The sequence below is a fragment of the Pseudomonas fluorescens genome (genome assembly GCF_902497875.1).
Lineage (GTDB): Bacteria > Pseudomonadota > Gammaproteobacteria > Pseudomonadales > Pseudomonadaceae > Aquipseudomonas > Aquipseudomonas fluorescens_BR.
The window spans coordinates 133857-156350 of the sequence record NZ_CABVHY010000009.1 but is presented as its reverse complement, the minus strand read 5'-3'; the positions used below and the strand labels follow the sequence as shown (position 1 = coordinate 156350).

Annotated in this window: 23 protein-coding genes; 17 read left to right on the top strand and 6 right to left on the bottom strand. The window is 58.6% G+C overall.

Going from position 1 to position 22494, the window contains the following annotated elements; all coding sequences use genetic code 11:
• The first annotated feature begins 68 nt into the window (after positions 1–68).
• From eno to ispD, 3 genes are all read left to right on the top strand, one after another.
• On the top strand, positions 69–1358 hold the full coding sequence (eno, locus tag F8N85_RS11190) for a phosphopyruvate hydratase (RefSeq protein ID WP_150803681.1): 1290 nt from the start codon (positions 69–71) through the stop codon (positions 1356–1358).
• Between the two features lie 252 nt (positions 1359–1610).
• Positions 1611–1889, top strand: coding sequence for a cell division protein FtsB (gene ftsB / locus F8N85_RS11185; RefSeq protein WP_150803680.1), 279 nt, complete (start codon positions 1611–1613; stop codon positions 1887–1889).
• On the top strand, positions 1886–2593 hold the full coding sequence (gene ispD, locus F8N85_RS11180; protein ID WP_150803679.1) for a 2-C-methyl-D-erythritol 4-phosphate cytidylyltransferase: 708 nt from the start codon (positions 1886–1888) through the stop codon (positions 2591–2593). Before ftsB ends, ispD begins: the two co-directional genes overlap by 4 nt.
• A 159-nt stretch (positions 2594–2752) precedes the next feature.
• Here the strand turns inward: ispD and F8N85_RS11175 are convergent, their stop codons facing one another.
• Positions 2753–3649, bottom strand: a complete 897-nt coding sequence (locus tag F8N85_RS11175; RefSeq protein WP_150803678.1) for a LysR substrate-binding domain-containing protein — start codon at positions 3647–3649, stop codon at positions 2753–2755.
• Between the two features lie 107 nt (positions 3650–3756).
• Between F8N85_RS11175 and F8N85_RS11170 the strand changes: the two genes are divergently transcribed.
• From F8N85_RS11170 to rpoS, 8 genes are all read left to right on the top strand, one after another.
• Positions 3757–4869, top strand: coding sequence for an S-(hydroxymethyl)glutathione dehydrogenase/class III alcohol dehydrogenase (locus tag F8N85_RS11170; protein WP_150803677.1), 1113 nt, complete (start codon positions 3757–3759; stop codon positions 4867–4869).
• An 87-nt stretch (positions 4870–4956) separates the two neighbouring features.
• The gene (gene fghA / locus F8N85_RS11165) at positions 4957–5802 is read left to right on the top strand and encodes an S-formylglutathione hydrolase (protein ID WP_150803676.1); all 846 of its coding nucleotides are present in this window, start codon (positions 4957–4959) and stop codon (positions 5800–5802) included.
• A gap of 53 nt (positions 5803–5855) precedes the next feature.
• A complete protein-coding gene (ispF, locus tag F8N85_RS11160) occupies positions 5856–6329 on the top strand; it encodes a 2-C-methyl-D-erythritol 2,4-cyclodiphosphate synthase (RefSeq protein WP_020795989.1) in 474 nt (157 codons plus the stop codon).
• The gene (gene truD, locus F8N85_RS11155; protein ID WP_150803675.1) at positions 6326–7384 is read left to right on the top strand and encodes a tRNA pseudouridine(13) synthase TruD; all 1059 of its coding nucleotides are present in this window, start codon (positions 6326–6328) and stop codon (positions 7382–7384) included. Before ispF ends, truD begins: the two co-directional genes overlap by 4 nt.
• The gene (surE, locus tag F8N85_RS11150; RefSeq protein ID WP_150803674.1) at positions 7372–8121 is read left to right on the top strand and encodes a 5'/3'-nucleotidase SurE; all 750 of its coding nucleotides are present in this window, start codon (positions 7372–7374) and stop codon (positions 8119–8121) included. Before truD ends, surE begins: the two co-directional genes overlap by 13 nt.
• Before the next feature lie 41 nt (positions 8122–8162).
• A complete protein-coding gene (locus F8N85_RS11145; RefSeq protein WP_191636158.1) occupies positions 8163–8798 on the top strand; it encodes a protein-L-isoaspartate(D-aspartate) O-methyltransferase in 636 nt (211 codons plus the stop codon).
• Between the two features lie 206 nt (positions 8799–9004).
• Entirely contained in the window at positions 9005–9862 is an 858-nt protein-coding gene (locus F8N85_RS11140; protein ID WP_150803672.1) for a peptidoglycan DD-metalloendopeptidase family protein, read from the top strand.
• A gap of 105 nt (positions 9863–9967) precedes the next feature.
• A complete protein-coding gene (gene rpoS / locus F8N85_RS11135; protein WP_150803671.1) occupies positions 9968–10972 on the top strand; it encodes an RNA polymerase sigma factor RpoS in 1005 nt (334 codons plus the stop codon).
• A gap of 499 nt (positions 10973–11471) precedes the next feature.
• On the opposite strand, the gene fdxA is transcribed toward rpoS, so the two are convergent.
• Positions 11472–11795: a ferredoxin FdxA gene (gene fdxA / locus F8N85_RS11130; protein ID WP_008154011.1), complete on the bottom strand. Its 324-nt coding sequence runs from the start codon at positions 11793–11795 to the stop codon at positions 11472–11474.
• A gap of 143 nt (positions 11796–11938) precedes the next feature.
• On the bottom strand, positions 11939–14518 hold the full coding sequence (mutS, locus tag F8N85_RS11125) for a DNA mismatch repair protein MutS (protein ID WP_150803670.1): 2580 nt from the start codon (positions 14516–14518) through the stop codon (positions 11939–11941).
• Positions 14519–14710: 192 nt separating this feature from the next.
• Here mutS and F8N85_RS11120 point away from each other — a divergent pair, with 192 nt between their 5' ends.
• The 5 genes from F8N85_RS11120 to recX all read left to right on the top strand — a co-directional run bounded on the left by F8N85_RS11120 (position 14711) and on the right by recX (position 18366).
• Complete coding sequence (locus F8N85_RS11120; RefSeq protein WP_191636157.1) at positions 14711–15454, top strand: helix-turn-helix transcriptional regulator; 744 nt, start codon at positions 14711–14713, stop codon at positions 15452–15454.
• A 287-nt stretch (positions 15455–15741) separates the two neighbouring features.
• A complete protein-coding gene (locus F8N85_RS11115; protein WP_150803669.1) occupies positions 15742–16086 on the top strand; it encodes a phage holin family protein in 345 nt (114 codons plus the stop codon).
• A 167-nt stretch (positions 16087–16253) separates the two neighbouring features.
• Positions 16254–16754, top strand: coding sequence for a CinA family protein (locus F8N85_RS11110; protein WP_150803668.1), 501 nt, complete (start codon positions 16254–16256; stop codon positions 16752–16754).
• An 83-nt stretch (positions 16755–16837) separates the two neighbouring features.
• Positions 16838–17890, top strand: a complete 1053-nt coding sequence (recA, locus tag F8N85_RS11105) for a recombinase RecA (RefSeq protein WP_150641674.1) — start codon at positions 16838–16840, stop codon at positions 17888–17890.
• Between the two features lie 8 nt (positions 17891–17898).
• The gene (recX, locus tag F8N85_RS11100; RefSeq protein WP_150803667.1) at positions 17899–18366 is read left to right on the top strand and encodes a recombination regulator RecX; all 468 of its coding nucleotides are present in this window, start codon (positions 17899–17901) and stop codon (positions 18364–18366) included.
• Positions 18367–18423: 57 nt separating this feature from the next.
• On the opposite strand, the gene F8N85_RS11095 is transcribed toward recX, so the two are convergent.
• Together F8N85_RS11095 and F8N85_RS11090 are read right to left on the bottom strand one after the other, a co-directional pair.
• Positions 18424–19542, bottom strand: coding sequence for a TIGR00730 family Rossman fold protein (locus F8N85_RS11095; RefSeq protein WP_150803666.1), 1119 nt, complete (start codon positions 19540–19542; stop codon positions 18424–18426).
• Positions 19543–20184: 642 nt separating this feature from the next.
• Entirely contained in the window at positions 20185–20604 is a 420-nt protein-coding gene (locus F8N85_RS11090) for a quorum-sensing-regulated virulence factor family protein (RefSeq protein WP_150803665.1), read from the bottom strand.
• 187 nt (positions 20605–20791) lie between these two features.
• Between F8N85_RS11090 and F8N85_RS11085 the strand changes: the two genes are divergently transcribed.
• On the top strand, positions 20792–21502 hold the full coding sequence (locus F8N85_RS11085) for a tRNA-uridine aminocarboxypropyltransferase (protein ID WP_150803664.1): 711 nt from the start codon (positions 20792–20794) through the stop codon (positions 21500–21502).
• A 1-nt stretch (position 21503) separates the two neighbouring features.
• Here F8N85_RS11085 and F8N85_RS11080 read toward each other — a convergent pair whose 3' ends face one another.
• On the bottom strand, positions 21504–22397 hold the full coding sequence (locus F8N85_RS11080; protein ID WP_150803663.1) for a DMT family transporter: 894 nt from the start codon (positions 22395–22397) through the stop codon (positions 21504–21506).
• Between the last annotated feature and the right edge of the window lie 97 nt (positions 22398–22494).

The following is a 22494-nucleotide window of genomic DNA, read 5'->3' as shown; positions in this document are numbered from 1 at the left end:
CACTTGCCGACGATAAAAGGTTTTCCTTCAGCTGCGTCGTTTTCGTCAACTTTGGAGTGTTTACAACAATGGCAAAAATCGTCGACATCAAAGGTCGTGAAGTTCTCGACTCCCGTGGCAATCCCACCGTCGAAGCGGACGTGCTTCTCGATAACGGCATCATCGGCAGCGCCTGCGCGCCGTCCGGTGCTTCCACTGGCTCGCGTGAAGCACTCGAGCTGCGTGATGGCGACAAGAGCCGTTATCTGGGCAAGGGCGTACTCAAGGCTGTAGCCAACATCAACGGTCCGATCCGCGACCTGTTGCTGGGGAAAGACCCGGTAGACCAGCAGGCACTGGACCGCGCGATGATCGCGCTGGACGGTACCGAAAACAAGGCAACCCTGGGCGCCAACGCGATCCTCGCCGTTTCCCTGGCCGCGGCCAAGGCAGCAGCTCACGACCAGGACCTGCCGCTGTACGCACACATCGCCAACCTCAACGGTACTCCGGGTGTCTACTCGATGCCGGTGCCAATGATGAACATCATCAACGGTGGCGAGCATGCCGATAACAACGTCGACATCCAGGAATTCATGGTTCAGCCGGTTGGCGCCAAGACGTTCTCGGAAGGTCTGCGCATGGGCACCGAGATTTTCCATCACCTCAAAGCCGTGCTGAAGGCTCGTGGCCTGAGCACCGCTGTGGGTGACGAAGGTGGTTTCGCGCCAAACCTGGCTTCCAACGAAGACGCGTTGAAAGTGATCTCCGAAGCCGTGGCCAACGCCGGTTACAAGCTGGGCACTGACGTGACCCTGGCTCTGGATTGCGCCGCCAGCGAATTCTATGAAGATGGCAAGTACAACCTGTCCGGCGAAGGCCAGGTGTTCACCGCTGAAGGTTTTGCCGACTACCTCAAAGGCCTGACCGAGCGTTACCCGATCATCTCCATCGAAGATGGCCTGGACGAGTCCGACTGGGCAGGCTGGAAAATCCTCACCGACAAGATCGGCGAGAAGGTCCAGCTGGTAGGCGATGACCTGTTCGTGACCAACACCAAGATCCTGAAAGAAGGCATCGATAAAAAGATCGCCAACTCGATCCTGATCAAGTTCAACCAGATCGGCACCCTGACCGAAACGCTGGAAGCCATCCAGATGGCCAAGGCCGCAGGTTACACCGCGGTGATCTCGCACCGTTCCGGCGAAACCGAAGATTCGACCATTGCCGACCTGGCCGTGGGTACTGCGGCGGGCCAGATCAAAACCGGTTCGCTGTGCCGTTCCGACCGCGTTTCCAAGTACAACCAACTGCTGCGTATCGAAGAGCAGTTGAATGGCAAAGCCAAGTACAACGGCCGCAGCGAGTTCCGCGGTTAATAAGGTGCCCTGCCTCACCAACACTGCTCCTTTTTGACGGTGCCTGTTGCCGTCAAAAGAGGAGCGCATTGGTGAGGCAGGGCACCACATGGTAAAAAGACACCGGATTGTGTCGGGAAAATCGCTACAGCGATGAATTTGCCACTAATCTGATGCCTTATAAGCACAAGCCTGGTTTTCCAGGCTTCGTGCTATCAGTCGTTTCAAAGTGGTTGGCATGGCTGTCTTTTTTCACTGGAATCCCGATATTCGATGCGCAGTCCCAATTGGTTGTTTCTCATCCTGCTCTTGCTGCTGGCTGGCCTGCAGTACCGCCTGTGGGTGGGAAATGGCAGTCTGGCGCAGGTGGCTGATCTGACTCAGCAAATTGCCGATCAACATGCCGAAAACGAGGGCTTGCTGGAGCGCAATCGCGTGCTCGACGCTGAGGTAGCGGAGCTGAAAAAAGGCATGGAGACCGTTGAAGAGCGGGCTCGCCATGAGTTGGGTATGGTCAAGGAGGGTGAAACCCTCTACCAGTTGGCCCAATGATCCAGTCGTTACCGGCCTTCTGGGCCGTTATTCCTGCCGCGGGCGTCGGTGCCCGTATGGCCGCGGACCGTCCCAAGCAATACTTGCAACTGGGCGGGCGCACTATTCTCGAACACAGCCTGGGCTGTTTCCTCGATCATCCGACCCTGAAAGGTTTGGTGGTCAGTCTTGCTGTCGATGATCCTTATTGGTCAAACCTGGTCTGCGCCAGTGACCCGCGCATTCAGCGGGTGGAAGGTGGCCAGGAACGCTCGGGTTCGGTGCTCAATGCGTTGCTGCATCTGCACGCCCAGGGCGCTGCCGATGAGGATTGGGTGCTGGTCCACGATGCCGCGCGGCCGAATCTGGCGCGCGACGATCTGGACAAGTTGTTGATCGAACTGGCGGACGACCCCGTCGGCGGGTTACTGGCGGTTCCTGCCCGCGACACTCTGAAACGCGTCGACAAACACGGCCGAGTGCTGGAAACCGTTGATCGCAGTCTGATCTGGCAAGCCTATACACCGCAGATGTTTCGTCTCGGCGCATTGCATCGAGCCCTGGCCGACAGTCTGGTGGCGGATGTGACCATCACCGATGAGGCTTCGGCCATGGAGTGGGCCGGCCTGGCACCGCGCCTGATCGAAGGCCGCGCTGACAACATCAAAGTCACCCGGCCTGAAGACCTTGAGTGGCTGCGCCTGCGTTGGGCGAATCGCCGCTGAGTTGCTCGTTTTCTTTTCTACCGTAATCGCGAGCAGGCTCGCTCCCACACTTTTTAGCGTTGCCCACTTTTTCAGTGTTCGCCATTGATCCACTGTGGGAGCGAGCTTGCTCGCGATTGCGGTGGATCAGGCAACCAAATCTGTCCTGAACAAGCAGATCTAAGTTCGATATTCCGGCCTTTCGGCCAACCCCTCCTTCAGATAATCCACCAACTTGCGCACCTTCGGCGACAGATGCCGCTGCTGTGGATAAAGCGCCCACACGGCGGTGTTCGGCGGTTGGTGGGCTTCCAGCAGTGAAATCAATTCGCCGTTTTTCAGGTGTTCAAGCACGTAGTAATCCGGCAACTGACACAACCCAACCCCTTGCAGCGCCGCATCCAGCACCGCCTGGCCACTGTTGCAGCGCCAGTTTCCCTGTACCCGTTGGGAAAATTCCCGGCCGTTCTGTTCCAGTTGCCACATGTCCGAGCTGCCGATAAGGCAGTTGTGTCGGCTCAGTTCCGACAGGCTGTGTGGGCGGCCATAACGTTCCAGGTAGGACGGCGAGGCGCACAGGTACATGCGCCGTGGTGCCAGGCGTGTTGCCACCAGTCTTGAATCCTGCAAGCGGCCGAGGCGGATCGCCAGGTCCAGGCCTTCGTGCACCAAATCGAGTTGGCGGTTGCTCAGTTCAATGTCGATTCGCAGTTGCGGATAGAGCCCCATGAAGCGGGTCACCAATGGCACGATGAAGCGTTCGCCGTAAGCCACGGCGCAAGTCATGCGCAACATGCCTTTGGGTTCGCTGGTCAAGTCGCCGACCGCCCGCAGCGCTTCTTCGCGTCCGTCCTGCAAGCGTTGGCAATGTTGAAGGAAGGTTTGCCCGGCCTCGGTCAGTGTTACCCGGCGGGTGCTTCGGTAAAGCAGTCGGGTTTGCAGGCGCTCTTCAAGGCGTACTATTTGTCGACTGATGTGGGAGGAAGAAACCCCCAGGCGTTCCGCGGCAGCCGTGAACTGGCTGCATTCGGCGACTGCGACAAATTCGTCGATACCTTCCCAGCGGTTTTCGGACATCAAGGATTATCCCTGTATGGCAATAATGTTTTGCTTTTATCCGGATTATTCACCGTAAGGCACTGTATTACACTTCCTGTCTCGTTTTTATTCGCTGGAGAACCCACATGATCAAGTCGCGCGCTGCCGTTGCCTTCGAGGCCAAGAAACCCCTCGAGATCGTTGAAGTCGATGTTGCCATGCCCAAGGCTGGTGAAGTCCTGCTGCGCGTGGTGGCCTCCGGTGTCTGTCATACCGATGCTTACACCCTGTCGGGCGCTGACCCGGAAGGCATCTTCCCGTCGATCCTCGGTCATGAAGGTGGCGCGGTGGTTGAAGCGATCGGCGAAGGCGTGACCTCGGTCGCCGTCGGTGATCATGTGATCCCGCTGTACACCCCGGAATGCCGCCAGTGCAAATTCTGTCTGTCGGGCAAAACCAACCTCTGCCAGGCCATTCGCGCAACCCAGGGCAAAGGCCTGATGCCGGATGGCACTTCGCGTTTTTCCTACAAGGGTGAACCGATTTTCCACTACATGGGAACCTCGACTTTCTCCGAGTACACCGTGCTGCCGGAAATCTCCGTCGCCAAGATTCCTAAAGAAGCACCCCTGGAAAAAGTCTGCCTGCTGGGCTGCGGTGTCACTACCGGCATCGGCGCGGTTCTCAATACGGCCAAGGTAAAACCCGGTGATACGGTCGCCATTTTCGGTCTTGGCGGTATCGGTTTGTCGGCCGTGATCGGCGCGGTCAAAGCCAAGGCAGGGCGGATCATTGCCATCGATATCAACCCGGCCAAGTTCGAGATCGCCAAGCAGCTGGGTGCAACCGATTGTGTGAACCCGAAAGATTTCGACCGTCCGATTCAAGAAGTCATCGTCGACATGACCGATGGCGGCGTCGACTTTTCCTTCGAGTGCATCGGCAACGTCCAATTGATGCGCGCTGCACTTGAGTGCTGCCACAAGGGCTGGGGCGAGTCGGTCATCATCGGTGTCGCTGGTGCCGGCCAGGAGATCTCCACCCGTCCCTTCCAGCTGGTCACCGGTCGCGTCTGGCGCGGTTCGGCGTTCGGCGGCGTGCGTGGTCGTACCGAGTTGCCGAGCTATGTCGAAATGGCCGAGACCGGCGAAATTCCGCTGGATACCTTCATCACCCACACCATGGGTCTGGAAGATATCAACAAGGCGTTCGACCTGATGCATGAAGGCAAAAGCATCCGTAGCGTCATTCATTTCTGAGGAGCAGCTGCAAGCTTCAAGCTTCAAGCGGCAAGCCGATCGCATCGGCTGGCGTTTGAGGTTTGGGCTTGCAGCGGGGAGCTTGCTATGAGTTTGGAAAACATCTCCTGCCAGAAAAGCTTCGGCGGCTGGCACAAACGCTACAGGCACCGCTCCGACGTGCTCGGCTGTGACATGGTGTTTGCCGTGTACCTGCCGCCGCAAGCGGAGCAGGGGGGCAAACTGCCGGTGCTGTACTGGTTGTCCGGCCTGACCTGCACCGACGAGAACTTCATGCACAAGGCCGGTGCCATGCGCATGGCCGCGGAACTGGGGCTGATCATCGTCGCACCGGACACCAGCCCTCGCGGTGCCGATGTGCCGGGTGATCCGGATGGCGCTTGGGACTTCGGCCTCGGCGCCGGTTTTTATCTGAATGCCACCCAGGAACCCTGGTCCCGGCACTATCGGATGCACGACTATGTAGTGCAGGAATTGCCGGCATTGGTTGAAGCGCATTTCCCTGCGTCGGACAAGCGCGGCATCAGCGGTCATTCCATGGGCGGCCACGGTGCGCTGGTCTGCGCCTTGCGCAATCCGGGGCGTTATCAGTCGGTGTCGGCGTTCTCGCCGATCAACAATCCGATGGATTGCCCTTGGGGTCAGAAGGCCTTTTCCCGCTACCTGGGAGAAGATCGATCGAAGTGGCGCGAGTGGGATGCCTGCGCGTTGATTGCCGAGGCTGACGAGAAACTGCCGCTGCTGGTCGACCAAGGCGATCGCGACGATTTCCTGGCCATCCAACTCAAGCCTGAAGCTTTGCAACAGGCTGCCAAACTGGCTGGTCATCCGCTGACGTTGCGCCTGCAACCCGGCTACGACCACAGCTATTTCTTCATCGCCAGCTTCATCGACGATCACTTGCAGCATCACGGCCAAGCTCTAGGCGGCTAATGTCCGACAAAGCAGGTAGAATCACGCCCTGAATAAAATCGGGGCGTTTTTTTATGCGTATTGGCCACGGCTATGATGTGCACCGTTTCGCTGAAGGCGATTTCATTACTCTGGGCGGTGTGCGGATTGCCCACGGCTTCGGGCTGCTCGCCCACTCCGACGGTGACGTCTTGCTGCACGCCCTCAGCGATGCGTTGCTGGGCGCAGCTGCGCTAGGCGATATCGGCAAGCACTTTCCGGACACCGATCCGCAGTTCAAGGGCGCGGACAGCCGTGCGCTGCTGCGCCACGTCGTCGCACTGATCCACGCCAAGGGCTGGAAAGTCGGTAATGTCGATAACACCATCGTCGCCCAGGCGCCGAAAATGGCCCCGCATATCGAATCGATGCGCGCGCTGATTGCCGCGGATCTTCAAGTTGAGTTGGATCAAGTGAACGTGAAAGCTACCACCACCGAAAAGCTCGGCTTTGTCGGTCGCGAAGAAGGCATTGCCGTGCATTCCGTTGCCTTGTTGCTGCGCGCATGAACGAACTGCAATTGCTCGGTCCGCGGGCCTATGGCCAAGCCCTCGGCACCGCGGTACTGAAAGCCACGGCGGAAGATTTCCAGGTCGACGAAGTTCTCGATATTCCCCTGAGCGGCGACGGCGAACACCTGTGGATCTGGGTGGAAAAACGTGGCCTGAATACCGAAGAAGCGGCACGGCGGATTGCCAAGGCTGCGGGCGTGTCATTGCGCACCGTCAGTTACGCGGGCCTCAAGGACCGACAGGCACTGACTCGCCAGTGGTTCAGCGTGCAGTTGCCGGGCAAGGCCGACCCTGATCTGTCGGCGGCGGAAAACGACACGCTGAAAATCCTCAAGACCGGCCGGCATAAACGCAAATTGCAACGCGGTGCCCACTCGGCCAACGGGTTCACTTTGCGCCTGACCCGGTTTACCGGCGACAAGGCCGCGATTGAAGAACGTCTGCAATTGATTGCCAAACAAGGCATCCCCAACTATTTCGGCGCCCAGCGCTTCGGGCATAACGGCGGTAATCTGGTTGATGCTCGTGATTGGGCCGCGCGCAAGGCTCTGCCGGAGCAGCGCAACGTGCGTTCCCGGTTGCTCTCCACTGCCCGCAGTTTTCTGTTCAACCAGGTGTTGGCGGCGCGCGTCGCTGATGGCACCTGGCAGCGTGCCCAGGTCGGCGATCTGCTGGCCTTTACCGACAGCCGCAGTTTCTTTCCGGCGGGTGAAGCCGAGTGCAGCGATCCACGTCTGGCGATTCTCGACCTGCATCCGACCGGCCCGCAGTGGGGCGAAGGTGACTCGCCGGCGGCCGGCGCTGTCCATGTACTGGAACAGGAAATTGCCGCTCGCGAAGCCGATCTGCGCGATTGGTTGATCAATGCCGGAATGAGCCACGAGCGTCGCATCCTGCGGCTGCCCATTGGTGGGTTGACGTGGCATTATCCCGAGCCCGACATTCTGCAACTGGAATTCGTCCTGCCGGCCGGATGCTTCGCCACTGTATTGGTGCGCGAACTTGTCGATCTGGTGCCGGTGGGGCAGACGGACAGCCCATGCGTATTCTGATTTCTAACGACGATGGGGTAACAGCACCCGGTCTCGCCGCGCTTTATGCTGCGCTGGCGGATTACACCGAGTGCGTGGTTATCGCCCCGGAGCAAGACAAAAGTGGCGCCAGCAGTTCGCTGACGCTCGACCGTCCGTTGCATCCGCAAACCCTGGCCAACGGTTTTATCAGCATCAACGGAACACCGACCGACTGCGTGCACCTGGGCCTCAATGGCTTGTTGGAGCAGCAACCGGACATGGTGGTTTCCGGGATCAACCTGGGTGCCAACCTGGGCGACGACGTGCTGTATTCCGGTACCGTCGCCGCCGCACTGGAAGGGCGTTTCCTTGAGCTGCCATCGTTCGCTTTTTCATTGGTGTCGCGCCAGGTAGAGAACCTGTCGACCGCCGCCTACTTCGCGCGCAAACTGGTGGCGGCTCATGCCCAGCTGGAATTGCCGCCGCGTACGGTACTGAATGTGAATATCCCCAACCTGCCTCTCGATCACATTCGTGGCATCCAGCTGACCCGTCTGGGCCATCGTGCCCGTGCTGCGGCACCGATGAAAATGGTCGATCCGCGGGGCAAGGCCGGCTACTGGATCGCAGCGGCAGGCGACGCCGAAGACGGCGGCCCGGGCACTGACTTTCATGCGGTGATGCAAGGTTATGTTTCGATCACCCCGTTACAGCTCGATCGCACCTTCAACGATGCCTTCAGTAGTCTCGATGGCTGGCTGGAGGGGCTGAACTGATGCGGCGTGAACCAGACGACCTGATGCGCCGAGGTATCGGTATGACGTCTCAACGAACCCGCGAGCGCTTGATTCAGCGGCTGTACGAGGAAGGTATTACCAACCCCCACGTGCTGGAGGTGATCCGTCGTACTCCGCGTCATATGTTCGTCGATGAGGCACTGGCGCACCGCGCCTATGAAGACACCGCGTTGCCCATTGGCCATAACCAGACGATTTCCCAGCCGTACATGGTGGCTCGCATGAGCGAGCTGCTGCTGGAGGCCGGTCCCCTGGACAAAGTGCTGGAGATTGGTACCGGATCGGGTTATCAGACGGCGGTGCTGGCACAACTGGTTGAGCGGGTATTTTCGGTCGAGCGGATCAAGGTGCTGCAGGATCGCGCCAAGGAACGCCTGGTGGAATTGAAACTGCGCAACGTGGTGTTTCGTTGGGGCGATGGCTGGGAAGGTTGGCCGGCGCTGGCACCCTACAACGGCATCATTGTCACCGCGGTCGCCACCGATGTCCCTCAAGCCTTGCTTGATCAACTGGCTCCCGGAGGGCGGCTGGTGATCCCGGTCGGCGCTGGTGAAGTGCAACAATTGATGTTGATCATCCGTGAAGAACAGGGCTTCTCTCGGCATGTACTGGGCGCCGTGCGCTTCGTGCCCCTGCTTAACGGGCCATTGGCCTGAGTATTTGTTTAATAGCGATGAATTCTGTTTGGTCGCGTTTGTCTTACAGCGGGACTGTTCGGATAAACGCGATTGAACGTCAGTCAACGGCGGTATGCTCCGGATTCGCTTTGTCAGCGGTAAACCCGAAGCGGATGGTTATACTGGCGACACTCCAGGCCTGAACAGGCAAACTTTATTATCAGCCACCACATAGGGAGCGGCGGGTGAGTCTCACAGTCATTGCGCAGCGTATGGATATAACAAGCTTTCAGCGACTGGTGATTGGCCTTGTCTTGAGTACCATGCTGGTTGCGTGCTCCAGCAAACCTTCAAGTAGCGTGGGGGTGGTCGACCGCAATAACGCGGCGGCCCAGCGGCCAGCCGTGACCACTGGCCAGTATGTAGTTCGCCGCGGCGATACGTTGTTCTCGATCGCCTTTCGTTATGGCTGGGACTACAAGGCCCTGGCGGCACGTAACAATATTCCGGTGCCTTACACCATTCACCCGGGTCAGACGATTCGCTTCGACGGCCGTTCAGGTTCAACGCCGACAGCGGTGGTTACCAAGGTCGATTCAACACCGTCCTCTTCCAGTAAAACCACGGTATTTCGCCGCCCGGCCGGTGCCGCCGCCGGCACTGCAGTCGGCACTACAACCAGTGTCGCGAGCAAGCCGGTCGCACCGCCACTCGCGCCTGCGGGGCCTGCGCCCACTGGCTGGGGCTGGCCTTCCAACGGTATTTTGATCGGTAAATTCTCTTCAAACGGGAGTTTGAATAAAGGCATTGATATCGCCGGAGATTTGGGACAGCCTGTTTTAGCTGCGTCTGATGGCACGGTTGTATACGCCGGGAGTGGCTTGCGGGGCTACGGCGAATTAGTCATTATCAAACACAGCGATACCTACGTAAGTGCTTACGGCCACAACCGTAGGCTGTTGGTTCGGGAGGGTCAGCAGGTCAAGGTCGGACAGGCTATTGCCGAAATGGGGTCAACTGGTACAGACCGGGTGAAACTGCACTTTGAGATTCGCCGTCAGGGTAAACCTGTAGATCCGCTGCAATTCCTGCCGCGTCGTTGATCGGTTACCAGCCTGTTCCCTCACGTAGGAGGAACAGGCTCCAGCGTTGCCAAGGATAAAGGCGTCGCTCGAGCTTGAGGTCGAACTCACCAAAGGACTATAACAATGGCTCTCAGTAAAGAAGTGCCGGAGTTTGACATCGACGATGAGGTTCTCCTGATGGAGGCCGGCGTCGCTACGGATACGATGCCGAATGAGGGGGCTGTTACACCCTCGGTTCGCGCAAAATCCAAACACTCCGCTTCACTAAAGCAACACAAGTACATCGATTACACCCGGGCGCTCGATGCGACCCAGTTGTATCTCAATGAAATCGGCTTTTCCCCATTGCTCTCCCCGGAAGAAGAAGTTCATTTTGCACGCTTGTCGCAAAGTGGTGATCCGGCCGGGCGCAAACGCATGATTGAGAGCAACCTGCGGCTGGTGGTGAAAATCGCTCGGCGCTACGTCAATCGTGGGCTGTCACTGCTCGACCTGATCGAAGAGGGCAACCTCGGTTTGATCCGTGCAGTGGAAAAATTCGATCCGGAACGCGGCTTCCGCTTTTCGACCTACGCAACCTGGTGGATTCGTCAAACCATCGAGCGCGCGATCATGAATCAGACCCGAACCATTCGGTTGCCGATTCATGTGGTCAAAGAGCTCAACGTCTACCTGCGGGCAGCACGTGAGCTGACACAAAAGCTCGATCATGAACCTTCCCCTGAAGAGATCGCCAACCTGCTGGAAAAACCGGTGGGAGAGGTCAAGCGCATGCTGGGCCTCAATGAACGGGTTTCTTCGGTTGACGTTTCGCTGGGTCCGGATTCGGATAAAACCCTGCTCGACACTTTGACCGATGATCGTCCAACAGACCCTTGCGAGTTGCTGCAGGACGATGATCTGTCACAAAGCATTGATCAGTGGCTCTCGGAACTGACGGACAAGCAGCGTGAGGTGGTGATTCGCCGCTTCGGGTTGCGCGGTCACGAGAGCAGCACACTGGAAGACGTAGGCCTGGAGATTGGTCTGACCCGCGAGCGGGTGAGGCAGATTCAGGTTGAAGGCCTCAAACGCCTTCGAGAGATTCTGGAGAAGAACGGCCTGTCGAGTGAGTCGCTGTTCCAGTAATGGGAGCGCGTTACTCGACAATAAAAAGCCCCGACTGGTTCGGGGCTTTTTATTGCGCTCAAGATCACTGAATGACAGGGCGCTGGCCTTTCGGTCTTTCAGGTTTAGCCTTCAGTTGTTGTAGGCCTTTGCCTACTCTCTCGTAAGTGTTCGGTTTCCTTGCCTGAAGGTAGGCGTCCATTAGTGTTGGTGATTTTTCTTAGTGGTTTGATTCTGAAGCGTTTTTCCAAGTGCCGCGATGAACGCTCGAGCATTGTCGGGCCCCGGCGCAGTGATTGCTCTTGGCGGGGAACCTTCTACTATCAGTGCTGTGTCAACGGATAGGCACAGCCATCAAGGACGATGGTTAAAGGACATCGCAGGAAGCGATTCATCAGGACGATGAAAAGGAATACAGGGACTAAGGAAAAATGTGGGCGGGTCAAACCGCCCCTTTTTTTTGTCTGTCCTACAAAGCAAAAAGGCCCACAAGGGGGCCTTTTCCAGCACGCGGCATCTATCAGCGTTCGAGGTCTTTGATCTTGCCCTTCACGCCATCCCACTCTTCTGCATCCGGCAGCGATTCTTTCTTCTCGGTGATGTTGGGCCAGATTTCGGCCAGCTCAACATTCAACTGAATGAATTGTTGCATATCTTCCGGGACTTCATCTTCGGAGAAAATGGCCACTGCAGGGCATTCTGGCTCGCAAAGCGCGCAGTCGATGCACTCATCCGGGTGAATCACCAGGAAGTTCGGTCCTTCGTAAAAGCAGTCCACCGGACAGACTTCTACGCAGTCGGTGTACTTGCACTTGATGCAGTTGTCGGTGACGACGAAGGTCATTTCTAATTCTCTCCTCAGGCGGCGGCAGCGGAGCCCCTACAGGACGGGGTTCGCCAGGTTCGGGAGCGATAGTCTGCAGACCAGGCTAATAACCTGCAGCATCCCAAACCGCGCGAGATTCTAACAGCTTGTACAGCTATGCGTTAGATCCGTGTCTTCAATGTATAGAGCATTTCCAGCGCTCTGCGTGGAGTCAAGTCATCCAGATCAAGTTTGGCCAGCTCATCCAGTACCGGATGCGGCAGGCTGGCGAACATATCGCTTTGCTGTGGGACGGACGCCTTGCTCTTTGTAGGGCTTGGCACTTCATGCGGCAGACTGGTGGTTTCCAGGCGGCTCAGATGCTCGCGAGCCCGCACGATGACCTCCGTGGGCACGCCGGCCAACTGTGCAACCGCCAGGCCGTAGCTCTGGCTGGCAGGGCCGGGCAGAACGTGGTGCAGGAAGACAATCCGTTCGTTGTGCTCGGTGGCATTGAGGTGGACGTTGGCCACCAGTGGCTCGTTTTCCGGCAGCACCGTCAATTCGAAGTAGTGGGTGGCGAACAGGGTGTAGGCGCGTAAATGGGCGAGGCGTTCGGCCGCAGCCCAAGCCAGCGACAGGCCGTCGAAAGTGCTGGTGCCGCGACCGACTTCGTCCATCAGCACCAGGCTGCGTTCGGTGGCGTTGTGGAGGATGTTCGCGGTTTCGCTCATTTCGACCATGAAGGTCGAACGTCCACCGGCCAGGTCATCGCTGGAGCCGATCCGGGTAAAGATCCGGTCCACCAGGGACAACTCACAGCTGGCGGCCGGCACGAAGCTGCCGATGTGCGCCAGCAACACGATCAATGCGGTCTGTCGCATGTAAGTGGATTTACCACCCATGTTAGGACCGGTGATCACCAGCATCCGGGTGTTGTCATCCAGGTTCAGGTCGTTGGCCACGAATGGCGTGGTCAGCACTTGCTCGACCACCGGGTGACGGCCCTGAGTGATACGCATGCACGGTTCGCTGACGAAGCGCGGGCAGTTCAGGTCCAGGTTCAGTGCCCGTTCGGCCAGGTTGCTCAGCACGTCCAGTTCGGCCAGTGCCGCGGCGGTGTCCTGCAACGGCGGCAATTGCGCAATCAGGTCTTCGAGAAGTGCTTCGTAGAGCATCTTCTCGCGAGCCAGGGCGCGGCTCTTGGCCGATAGCGCCTTGTCTTCGAAAGCCTTCAGTTCCGGCGTAATGAAACGCTCGGCACCTTTGAGGGTCTGGCGGCGTATGTAGTCCGCGGGTGCCTGTTCGGCCTGTTTGCTCGGTAACTCGATGAAGTAACCGTGAACTCGGTTGTAGCCGACCTTGAGGTTCGCCAGGCCGGTGCGGGCTTTCTCGCGCACTTCAAGATCGATGAGGAACTGCCCGGCGTTTTCGCTCAGCGATTGCAGGTCATCCAGCTCGGCGTCGTAACCGGTTTTCAGTACGCCGCCGTCACGGATCACCGCTGGCGGGTTGTCGATGATGGCTTTTGCCAGCAGAGCCGCAAGCTCGGGGTAAGTACTGGTGGTCACCGCCAGTTGATTGAGGTGAGGGGCCTCAAGTTCGGTCATCGCCACTTGCAGTTCCGGCAAGGCCGCCAGCGCATCGCGCAGACGTGCCAGGTCCCGTGGGCGGGCATTACGCAGGCCGATCCGGGCGAGGATCCGTTCGATATCGCCGATTTCCTTGAGCTGCGGTTGCAGCTTTTCAAAGCGATAGCTATCCAGCAGGCAGGTGATCGAGGTCTGGCGGGCCTGCAGGATCTGCAAGTCACGCAGCGGACGATTCAACCAGCGGGTCAATAAACGGCTGCCCATGGCGGTCTGGCAACGATCCACCACCGATTGCAGGGTATTGTCGCGGCCACCGGCAAGGTTGGTGTCCAGCTCCAGGTTGCGCCGGCTGGCGCCATCCAGCACCACGGTGTCGTCGAGGCGTTCATGGCGCAGGCGGCGCAAGTGCGGCAGGGCCGTGCGCTGGGTTTCCTTGGCGTAGCTGAGCAGGCAACCGGCAGCGCCGATGGCCAGGGTCAGGTTCTCGCAGCCGAAGCCTTTCAGGTCTTGGGTCGAGAACTGTTGGCAAAGGCTTTTGAGCGCCGAATCCCGTTCGAAGTCCCATGGCGCACGACGGCGAACACCGCGGCGCTTCTCGGCCGGCAGGTCCTTTGGCCAGTCATCCGGGATCATCAGCTCGACCGGATTGACCCGCTCCAGCTCCGCCAGCAGGTTTTCCCAGCCTTTGATTTCCAGAACCGTGAAGTTACCGCTGGTGATGTCCAGTACAGCCAGGCCGAACAGACGTTCGTCACCCAGCACGGCGGCAATCAGGTTGTCCCGGCGTTCGTCGAGCAGCGCTTCATCGCTGACCGTGCCCGGCGTAATGATACGTACCACCTGGCGGTCCACCGGACCTTTGCTGGTCGCCGGATCGCCGACTTGCTCACAGATCACCACTGACTCACCGAGCTTCACCAGCTTGGCCAGATAGCCTTCAGCTGCGTGGTAAGGAATTCCGCACATCGGAATTGCCTGCCCGGCCGACTGCCCACGCGCCGTCAGGGTGATGTCCAGCAGCTTGGCGGCTTTCTTCGCGTCTTCGTAGAAGATCTCGTAGAAGTCACCCATGCGGTAGAACATTAACTGATCAGGGTGTTGGTTCTTCAGGCGCCAGTACTGTTGCATCATTGGCGTGTGGCTGGATAAGTCTGAAAGTGCTTTATTCATCAGTGATTTAGGGCGATTCGTCAAAAGTGGGGGGCAAAAACGGGACCCTTTTGGCCCGGCTTTTTCGCGATGGGCGCAAGGTTACCACGGGCAGTCCGCCCTTCGCAGGCATGAAGGTTCAGCTCGCCCAGGGTGGGTCTATGCATGATTTATGCGAATCAGCATTTGTCATCGGCACGAAGAACCTTCACTATGTTAATTATGCATAAACGCAACGTTTCTACCGTCTTGAGAGAGCTGCTCGATCGCCACGGGATCTCCCCCACGGAGCTTCACCGTCGAACCGGCGTGCCGCAATCAACCCTCTCGCGCATTCTCAGCGGCAAGATTGCCGATCCTTCGGATAAGCACATCTCGCGGATCGCCGAGTACTTTCGTGTGAGCACCGATCAATTGCGCGGGCGCGGGGATGCCGCGCCGGGCAAAGGCGCGGTGCGCGAGGGGCCCCACTCGGAGCTCAAGGACATAAGCCTGTGGGACGATGACACCCCCATCGATGATGATGAGGTGTCGATCCCCTTTCTGCGCGAGGTTGAATTGGCTGCTGGATCAGGAAGATTCGTTATTGAGGAAAGCGAGAAGGCCAGCCTGCGCTTTGGCAAGCGCAGCCTGCGGCACAACGGCGTGCAGTTCGATCAGGCCAAATGCGTGACCGTTCGCGGCAACAGCATGCTGCCGGTGCTGCGGGACGGCGCCACGGTCGGGGTCAATGCCGGCAAGTGCGGGATTGGCGATATCGTCGATGGCGACCTTTATGCGATCAACCATAACGGCCAGTTGCGGGTGAAGCAGCTTTACCGCCTGCCTTCCGGGATCCGGCTGCGCAGCTTCAACCGCGACGAACATCCGGACGAGGACTACAGCTTCCAGGAAATCCAGGAAGAACAGATCATCATCCTCGGTCATGTCTTCTGGTGGGGCATGTACGCCCGATAACCACGGTTAGTGTGATCAGGCCCGCCACTGAGCGGGCTTTTTTTCGTCTGTAGAAAACGGCCTGGGGCCCGCGGCCTAGAGCTATGCGTCAGTGCATTTTCTTTGCGGTGAATAAATGCATATATGCATTGACTGTATATGCATGCATGCATATTCTGGGTGTCAACCGCTCGACAACGACTCGAAACGGTTAAATGCCAACGGCCAGGCATGAAGTGCTGGACGGATGCGCAAGCAGGCCGGCACTCAGCCAATTCGTTGATGGTTCTCTATTCAGGAGGCGCGACATGACATATGAGCAGGCGTTGTTGGACATGCCGATCTGGCTGGTCACGATCCTCGCCCTTATCGGCGGAGTGTCTGGCGAAATGTGGCGCGCGGACAAGGAGGGCGCTCGTGGCTGGTCGCTGGTCCGGCGCCTGATCTTGCGCTCCGGCGCCTGCATGATCTGCGGGGTATCGGCGATCATGCTGTTGTATGCCGCCGGTCTGTCGATCTGGGCCGCCGGTGCCTTCGGTTGCCTCACCGCGATGGCGGGAGCCGATGTCGCCATAGGGCTCTACGAGCGATGGGCGACCAGGAAACTGGGTGTGTGCGACGTGCCGCCCCGTGACTCCACGCAGGATCGCTAGACAATTTCAGGAGGTGGCCGGCCCCCCCTCCTGGTAGCTCGATGCGCGAGCCGGGGGAGGGTAGAGCCTACGCTTGCAGTCGTTCTCATTTGGATCGAGCCTGAGCCTTGCAAGCGCTATCCGCTCGTGTACGGTAGGCCTCATGCCAGCCTGATCAGGAGAGATCCGTGAACGAAATCACTCAGCTTGCCGCTGAACTTGGCAGGCGCTTGCAGGTTCTCAATGCCCACGTCACCACGGCCGAGTCCTGCACCGGCGGTGGAATCGCCGAAGCGATCACCCGTATTCCGGGCAGTTCGGCATGGTTCGAGGCCGGTTACGTCACCTATTCCAATCGCCAGAAAACCCAGCAACTGGAAGTACCCACCGCGCTGTTCGATCAGGTCGGGGCAGTCAGTCGCGAGGTGGTCGAGGCCATGGTCCGGGGCGCCCAGGCCAAGAGCCGGGCGCGGTTTGCCGTGGCGGTCAGCGGCGTGGCCGGACCCGACGGTGGTACGCCGAACAAGCCAGTGGGCACGGTATGGCTGGCCTGGGGGGTGGGCGAGAGGATGATTACCGAGTGCCGACACTTCCCCGGCAGTCGCGACGAAGTCCGCCGACAAACGGTGAAGGCCGCGCTAGAGGGGCTGCTGCAACATGCTGCGGGAGAAATCTCAAATCAGGGGTAGGCGATCCTCAACCGCTGTGGAATAATACTGGCTACTTATACAGGTGTTGGCCGTCAGGCCTTATTGATTACGTGAGGACTTTAATGGACGACAACAAGAAGAAAGCCTTGGCTGCGGCCCTGGGTCAGATCGAACGTCAATTCGGCAAGGGTGCCGTGATGCGTATGGGCGATCATGACCGTCAGGCGATCCCGGCTATCTCGACTGGCTCTCTGGGTCTGGACATCGCTCTGGGCATCGGCGGCCTGCCAAAAGGCCGTATCGTTGAAATCTACGGTCCGGAATCTTCGGGTAAAACCACCCTGACCCTCTCCGTGATTGCTCAGGCACAGAAGATGGGCGCCACCTGCGCCTTCGTCGACGCCGAGCACGCACTGGATCCGGAATATGCCGGAAAACTGGGGGTCAACGTCGACGACCTGCTGGTTTCCCAGCCGGATACCGGCGAGCAGGCGCTGGAAATCACCGACATGCTGGTGCGCTCCAACGCCATCGACGTGATCGTCATCGACTCCGTGGCGGCCCTGGTACCAAAAGCCGAGATCGAAGGCGAGATGGGCGACATGCACGTGGGCCTGCAAGCCCGACTGATGTCCCAGGCACTGCGCAAGATCACCGGTAACATCAAGAACGCCAACTGCCTGGTGATCTTCATCAACCAGATCCGGATGAAAATCGGCGTGATGTTCGGCAGCCCGGAAACCACCACCGGTGGTAACGCACTGAAGTTCTACGCTTCGGTTCGTCTGGACATCCGCCGTACCGGCGCGGTGAAAGAAGGTGACGAAGTCGTTGGTAGCGAAACCCGCGTCAAAGTCGTCAAGAACAAGGTGGCTCCACCGTTCCGTCAGGCCGAGTTCCAGATTCTCTACGGCAAGGGCATTTACCTGAACGGCGAAATGATCGATCTCGGCGTACTGCATGGTTTCGTGGAAAAATCCGGTGCCTGGTATGCCTACAACGGCAGCAAGATCGGTCAGGGCAAAGCCAACTCGGCCAAGTTCCTGCAGGAAAACCCGGATATCGCGGCGACCCTTGAGAAGCAGATCCGCGACAAACTGCTGACTCCTGCGCCAGACGTGAAAGCCAATGCGACCCGCGAGACTGTCGACGATCTGGCCGACGCTGATATCTGATTGATCCGATGACCGTCGTACTCGATACACTCGTCGCGGTGCGACGAACCGCAATGGACCTGCTCGCGCGACGCGAGCACGGTCGAGTCGAGCTGACGCGTAAACTGCGTCAGCGCGGCGCCCCCTCAGAAATGATCGACACGGCACTTGACCGTCTGACGGAAGAAGGCCTGCTGTCCGAATCCCGTTACCTCGAAAGCTTCGTCTCCTACCGTGCCCGAGCCGGTTATGGCCCTTTGCGTATTCGCGAAGAGTTGAGCCAGCGTGGCCTGCAACGTGCCGATATTGAACTCGCCTTGCGCGAGTGTGGCATCAGTTGGCAAGAGCAACTGGAAGACACCTGGCGCCGCAAGTTTGCCGGGCATTTGCCAATAGATGCCCGTGAGCGGGCCAAACAGGGCCGCTTTCTGAGTTATCGGGGTTATTCAATGGAAATGATCGGCCGCTTGTTGAGCGGCCGCGGGCTGGATGACTGACAGGTGTGGCTCGTGAACGCGGTGTCTGAGCGTGCGAGCCACTGAGTTGCTTGTCGATCAAGTGACCTTGATCGGTTCTCGCGCGCGTTGTTGCGTCTTGGACTGAGTCTTGGCCCAGTTTTCCGGCAGGTTGATGAAGTCGACCAGTTCACGCAGGCGACCATGATCGCGGGCGTTGAAGGTGAACGAAAGTCGCACCAGGTGACTGAACTGTGCGTCGTCGTGTTCCTCTCCACTGTAGGCATGTTGGTGAAAGTGATCGCTCAGGCACAGGTCGGCAAAGGCCGTTTGCATGTGTTCGAGCGCCTGCTCGCTGAGTTTGTGGTTCATGCGGATTACAAACTGATGCTTGAGCCAGCGACTGGAGTGGAAGTTGCTGTAGAACTGGTTGATTTGCTCAACCGCGTCTTCGGCGCTGTGCACCAGGCAGATCAGCTTCATGTCGCTGGGCAGAATGTAGCGGTTGTCCTCCAGTTGATTGCGAATGAAGTCCAGGGCGCCTTGCCAGAAATTGCCGCCCGGAGCGTCCAGTAGCACCACGGGTACCAGCGGGCTTTTACCGGTCTGGATCAGTGTCAGTACTTCCAGTGCTTCATCCAGCGTGCCAAAGCCGCCAGGGCAAAGAACCAGAGCATCGGCTTCCTTGACGAAAAATAGTTTACGAGTGAAGAAAAAGTGGAAAGGCAGCAGGTTGGATGTGCCTTCGACGGTTGGATTCGCATGCTGCTCGAATGGCAGGGTGATATTGAATCCAAGGCTATGTTCGAGGCCGGCGCCTTCATGGGCGGCAGCCATGATGCCTCCCCCGGCACCGGTGATGACCATCAGGTTCGAGCGCGCCAGTGCCGCACCGAGTTCCCGGGCCAGGCCGTAGAGAGGGTGTTCGATCGGCGTTCGGGCCGAACCAAAGACAGTGACCTTGCGTCGACCTTTGAACTGCTCCAGCACCCGGAAGGCGTGCTCCAGTTCGCGCAGGGCTTGCAGTGTGATCTTGGCATTCCAGCGATTGTGGTCTTCCTGGGCCATGCGCAAGACAGTCAATATCATGTCGCGATAAATCGGAATATTCGGGCTATTGGGTGAAACCAGGTTGAGTTGCTCTTCGACCTTGCTGGTGAGGTCGATACCGTTGCTTTGAAAATGACGACTTAGGAGGTCATTCGGTTCGTAAGGCATTCAACTTCTCCTTCTGCACAGAACCTTTGGCCCGAGCGAATATTCGCCAGCGCCACGACACTGCATGTGTCGGTGTCAGACCAGGCTAACGCCTGAGCACTACAACTGACTCGATAGAGCCTGAAGCATTGATGTGGCAATCGCGTCATCCATACAGGTTCTGCTTTCTTGGATGAAAGAAACATTCGCACTGCAAGACGCGAGTGGGCATCCCCCTTTCCTGCCCCGAAAAAATTAGCGTCAACACACTGAATCTAGACCCTCTCGGCGATTTTTGCTGACTTGATCATGTGCCTGGAAAGTCTTGGCTGGCAATAGCTTATTGCCGATTCGAGATGCAGTTTCACCACTCGTCAGAACCTGCACCAGGTGGCCGGGGCTCTGATTTACTAAGTGGCAACCACGGCAGGACATTCTGGCTTCAAGGAGCGGGCGCAAGGCTTCAGGGCTGAAGGTTTGATCGCGTTTGCGTTAGGGAGTCAGAGGGAGCAAGGCTGGTAATGGGAACTCGATACGCAGCGGTATCGACTGTTGCAAGGGGCGGCGCAGGCCACTCCTTCGGGCTTTGTAGATGAGTGTCGTCAACGCCCTGTGGCGCTTGCATGAGCTGCAAGCGCTTGTGGCGTGCTCGCGCTGTAATCTTTACTTTTTCTTCTTCTGCTGCGGGCAGTCGGATTCCTTGAAGCGTTCGGTGGCCACCGGGCGGTTGGTTTTAACTTCGGTGAACTCGTAACGCATGATCGCGCCCTTGGCCATCAGCTTGCGAAAGCCCGGGTTGTTGCAGACGGTAGAACCCAGCTGAAAGTAGACCGCCTTGGGGTCGGCGCGCATCTTGTCGGCATGGCTGCTTTGCACGCTCAGGTGGTTGATCAGCTCTTTGCCTTCAACGGTATAGCCCTGATCGAGAATGTCTTCGTTGATCGCCCGCGGCGTGCCGACGCTGCTCTGGGTGGCCACGTTTTGCAGCATTTTGCTCAGCTCCATGTCTTTCAAGGATGCAGCCTGAGCATTGAAGGACGACGCCAGCAAAACGGCAGCGGTGGGAACGATAAGGCGCAGCATGAAACTCTCCTGGTTCAGTGACTGTTGCTTCGACCAGCCACAGGACTGTGCGTTCAGTGACGGGGAATTATAGGGGAGCCGGTGTGGACGGTACAGGCTTGCGCGGTTGCTCTGGTAAACTGCGACGACCTTTCACCCAGCCGAGTTCTTTCGTGTCGATTCTTTCCCCTTGCCAGCCATGCCTGCCATGAGCCACGCCGTTTCCAGGTTGCGCGCCCAGCGCCTGGCCCGTGCCCTCAACCCCTTCGTCGCGCGGGGGTCGCGAGCGGAGCGCTGCCCGGGGTGTCGGGTTATTCCCAGTCATTGCATGTGTGCCTGGCGCCCGCACGTTTCGGCAAAATCGGCGATGTGCCTGGTCATGCATGATGTCGAGCCGTTGAAACCGAGCAATACCGGTTGGCTGATTGCCGATGTGATTGCTGACACCAGCGCCTTCCCCTGGTCGCGCACGGAAGTCGAACCGGGGTTACTGGCGCTGATCGCCGACCCGCAGTGGCAACCCTACATCGTATTTCCGGGTGAGTTTGTCGCGCCGGAGCGTGTGGTCACCGAGGTCAAGCTCGAGGAGGGTAAGCGTGCGCTGTTCATCTTGCTGGACGCCACCTGGAGTGAGGCGCGCAAAATGTTTCGCAAGAGTCCTTATCTGGAGCACTTGCCAGTGCTCAGCCTGGAGCCCGAGCAGCTTTCGCGCTACAAGCTAAGGCGCTCCAAGCGCGACGATCACTTCTGTACCGCGGAAGTGGCCGCTTTATGCCTGGAACTGGCCGAGGATCAACCGGCCAGTGAGGTGCTGGACGCCTATCTGGATGTGTTCAGCACCCATTATCTGGCGGCGAAATTCCAGCAGCCGATTGATCCGGACGACCAGCCTCATAGCCGCCTGAAGCCTTTTCTCTAGGTCAGGCGCTTACCAACTGCAGCTTCTTCGGCCAGAGCTGCGCCACCAGCATGCCCGTGAGCATCAGTGCGCAGCCGAAATAGCCGCGCAGCTGCAAGGACTCATCGAGCAGCCAGGCGCCGGCGATGGCGGCGAAGACCGCTTCCAGCGAGAAGATGATCGCTGCATGGGAGGCGATCGCATCCTTTTGTGCGATCACTTGCAGTGTGTAGCCGATGCCCACCGCAACCATACCTCCATACACAATGGCCGGTCCGGCGGCGATAATGGCGTCCCACTGGAAGGTCTCGAAGACCAGCGCCAGCGCCAGGCTGACCACCGAGCAGGTGGCGAATTGCAGGAAGGCCAGGCGAATCGGGTCATGCCGACTGGCGAAAACCCCGACCAGCACCACATGTGCGCCCCAGACAAAGGCTCCGATCAGTTGCAGCCAGTCTCCTGAGGCGACCTGAAAATTCTCGCCGACACTGAGCAGAAACATCCCCACTACGGCCAACAGTGCACCGAGCCAGGTACCCATTCCGGTTTTATGCCCAATCACCAAACCCAATAGTGGCACTACAATGACATACAGGCCGGTAATGAAGCCGGCATTGGTCACGCTGGTGAACAGCAAGCCGACCTGCTGGAGGTTGATTCCGAGAGCCAGTGCCAGTCCCATCAGCCCCCCGCCGACGAGCAGGCCTTTGGTGAGGAAGGGTTCGCTGTGGGTGTTCTGGCGATTGCCCCGCAACACCAGCGGTAGCAGGCAGAGCGAGCCAAGCGTAAAGCGCAGGCCGGAATAGAGGAACGGGCCGATATGATCCATTCCGGAGGTTTGTGCGACAAATCCGGAGCCCCAGATCATGGCAGTCACAAGCATCAGGACATCGGCACGCAAGGCTTGGCTTCGCATGATGGCACTCTGTATTAGTCAGCCGATGACTTTGCCGCAAAGTATCCCGCTTGACCACCCCGGTTTCGCTGGGCATGCTTGGCGCCGATTAGGGCGC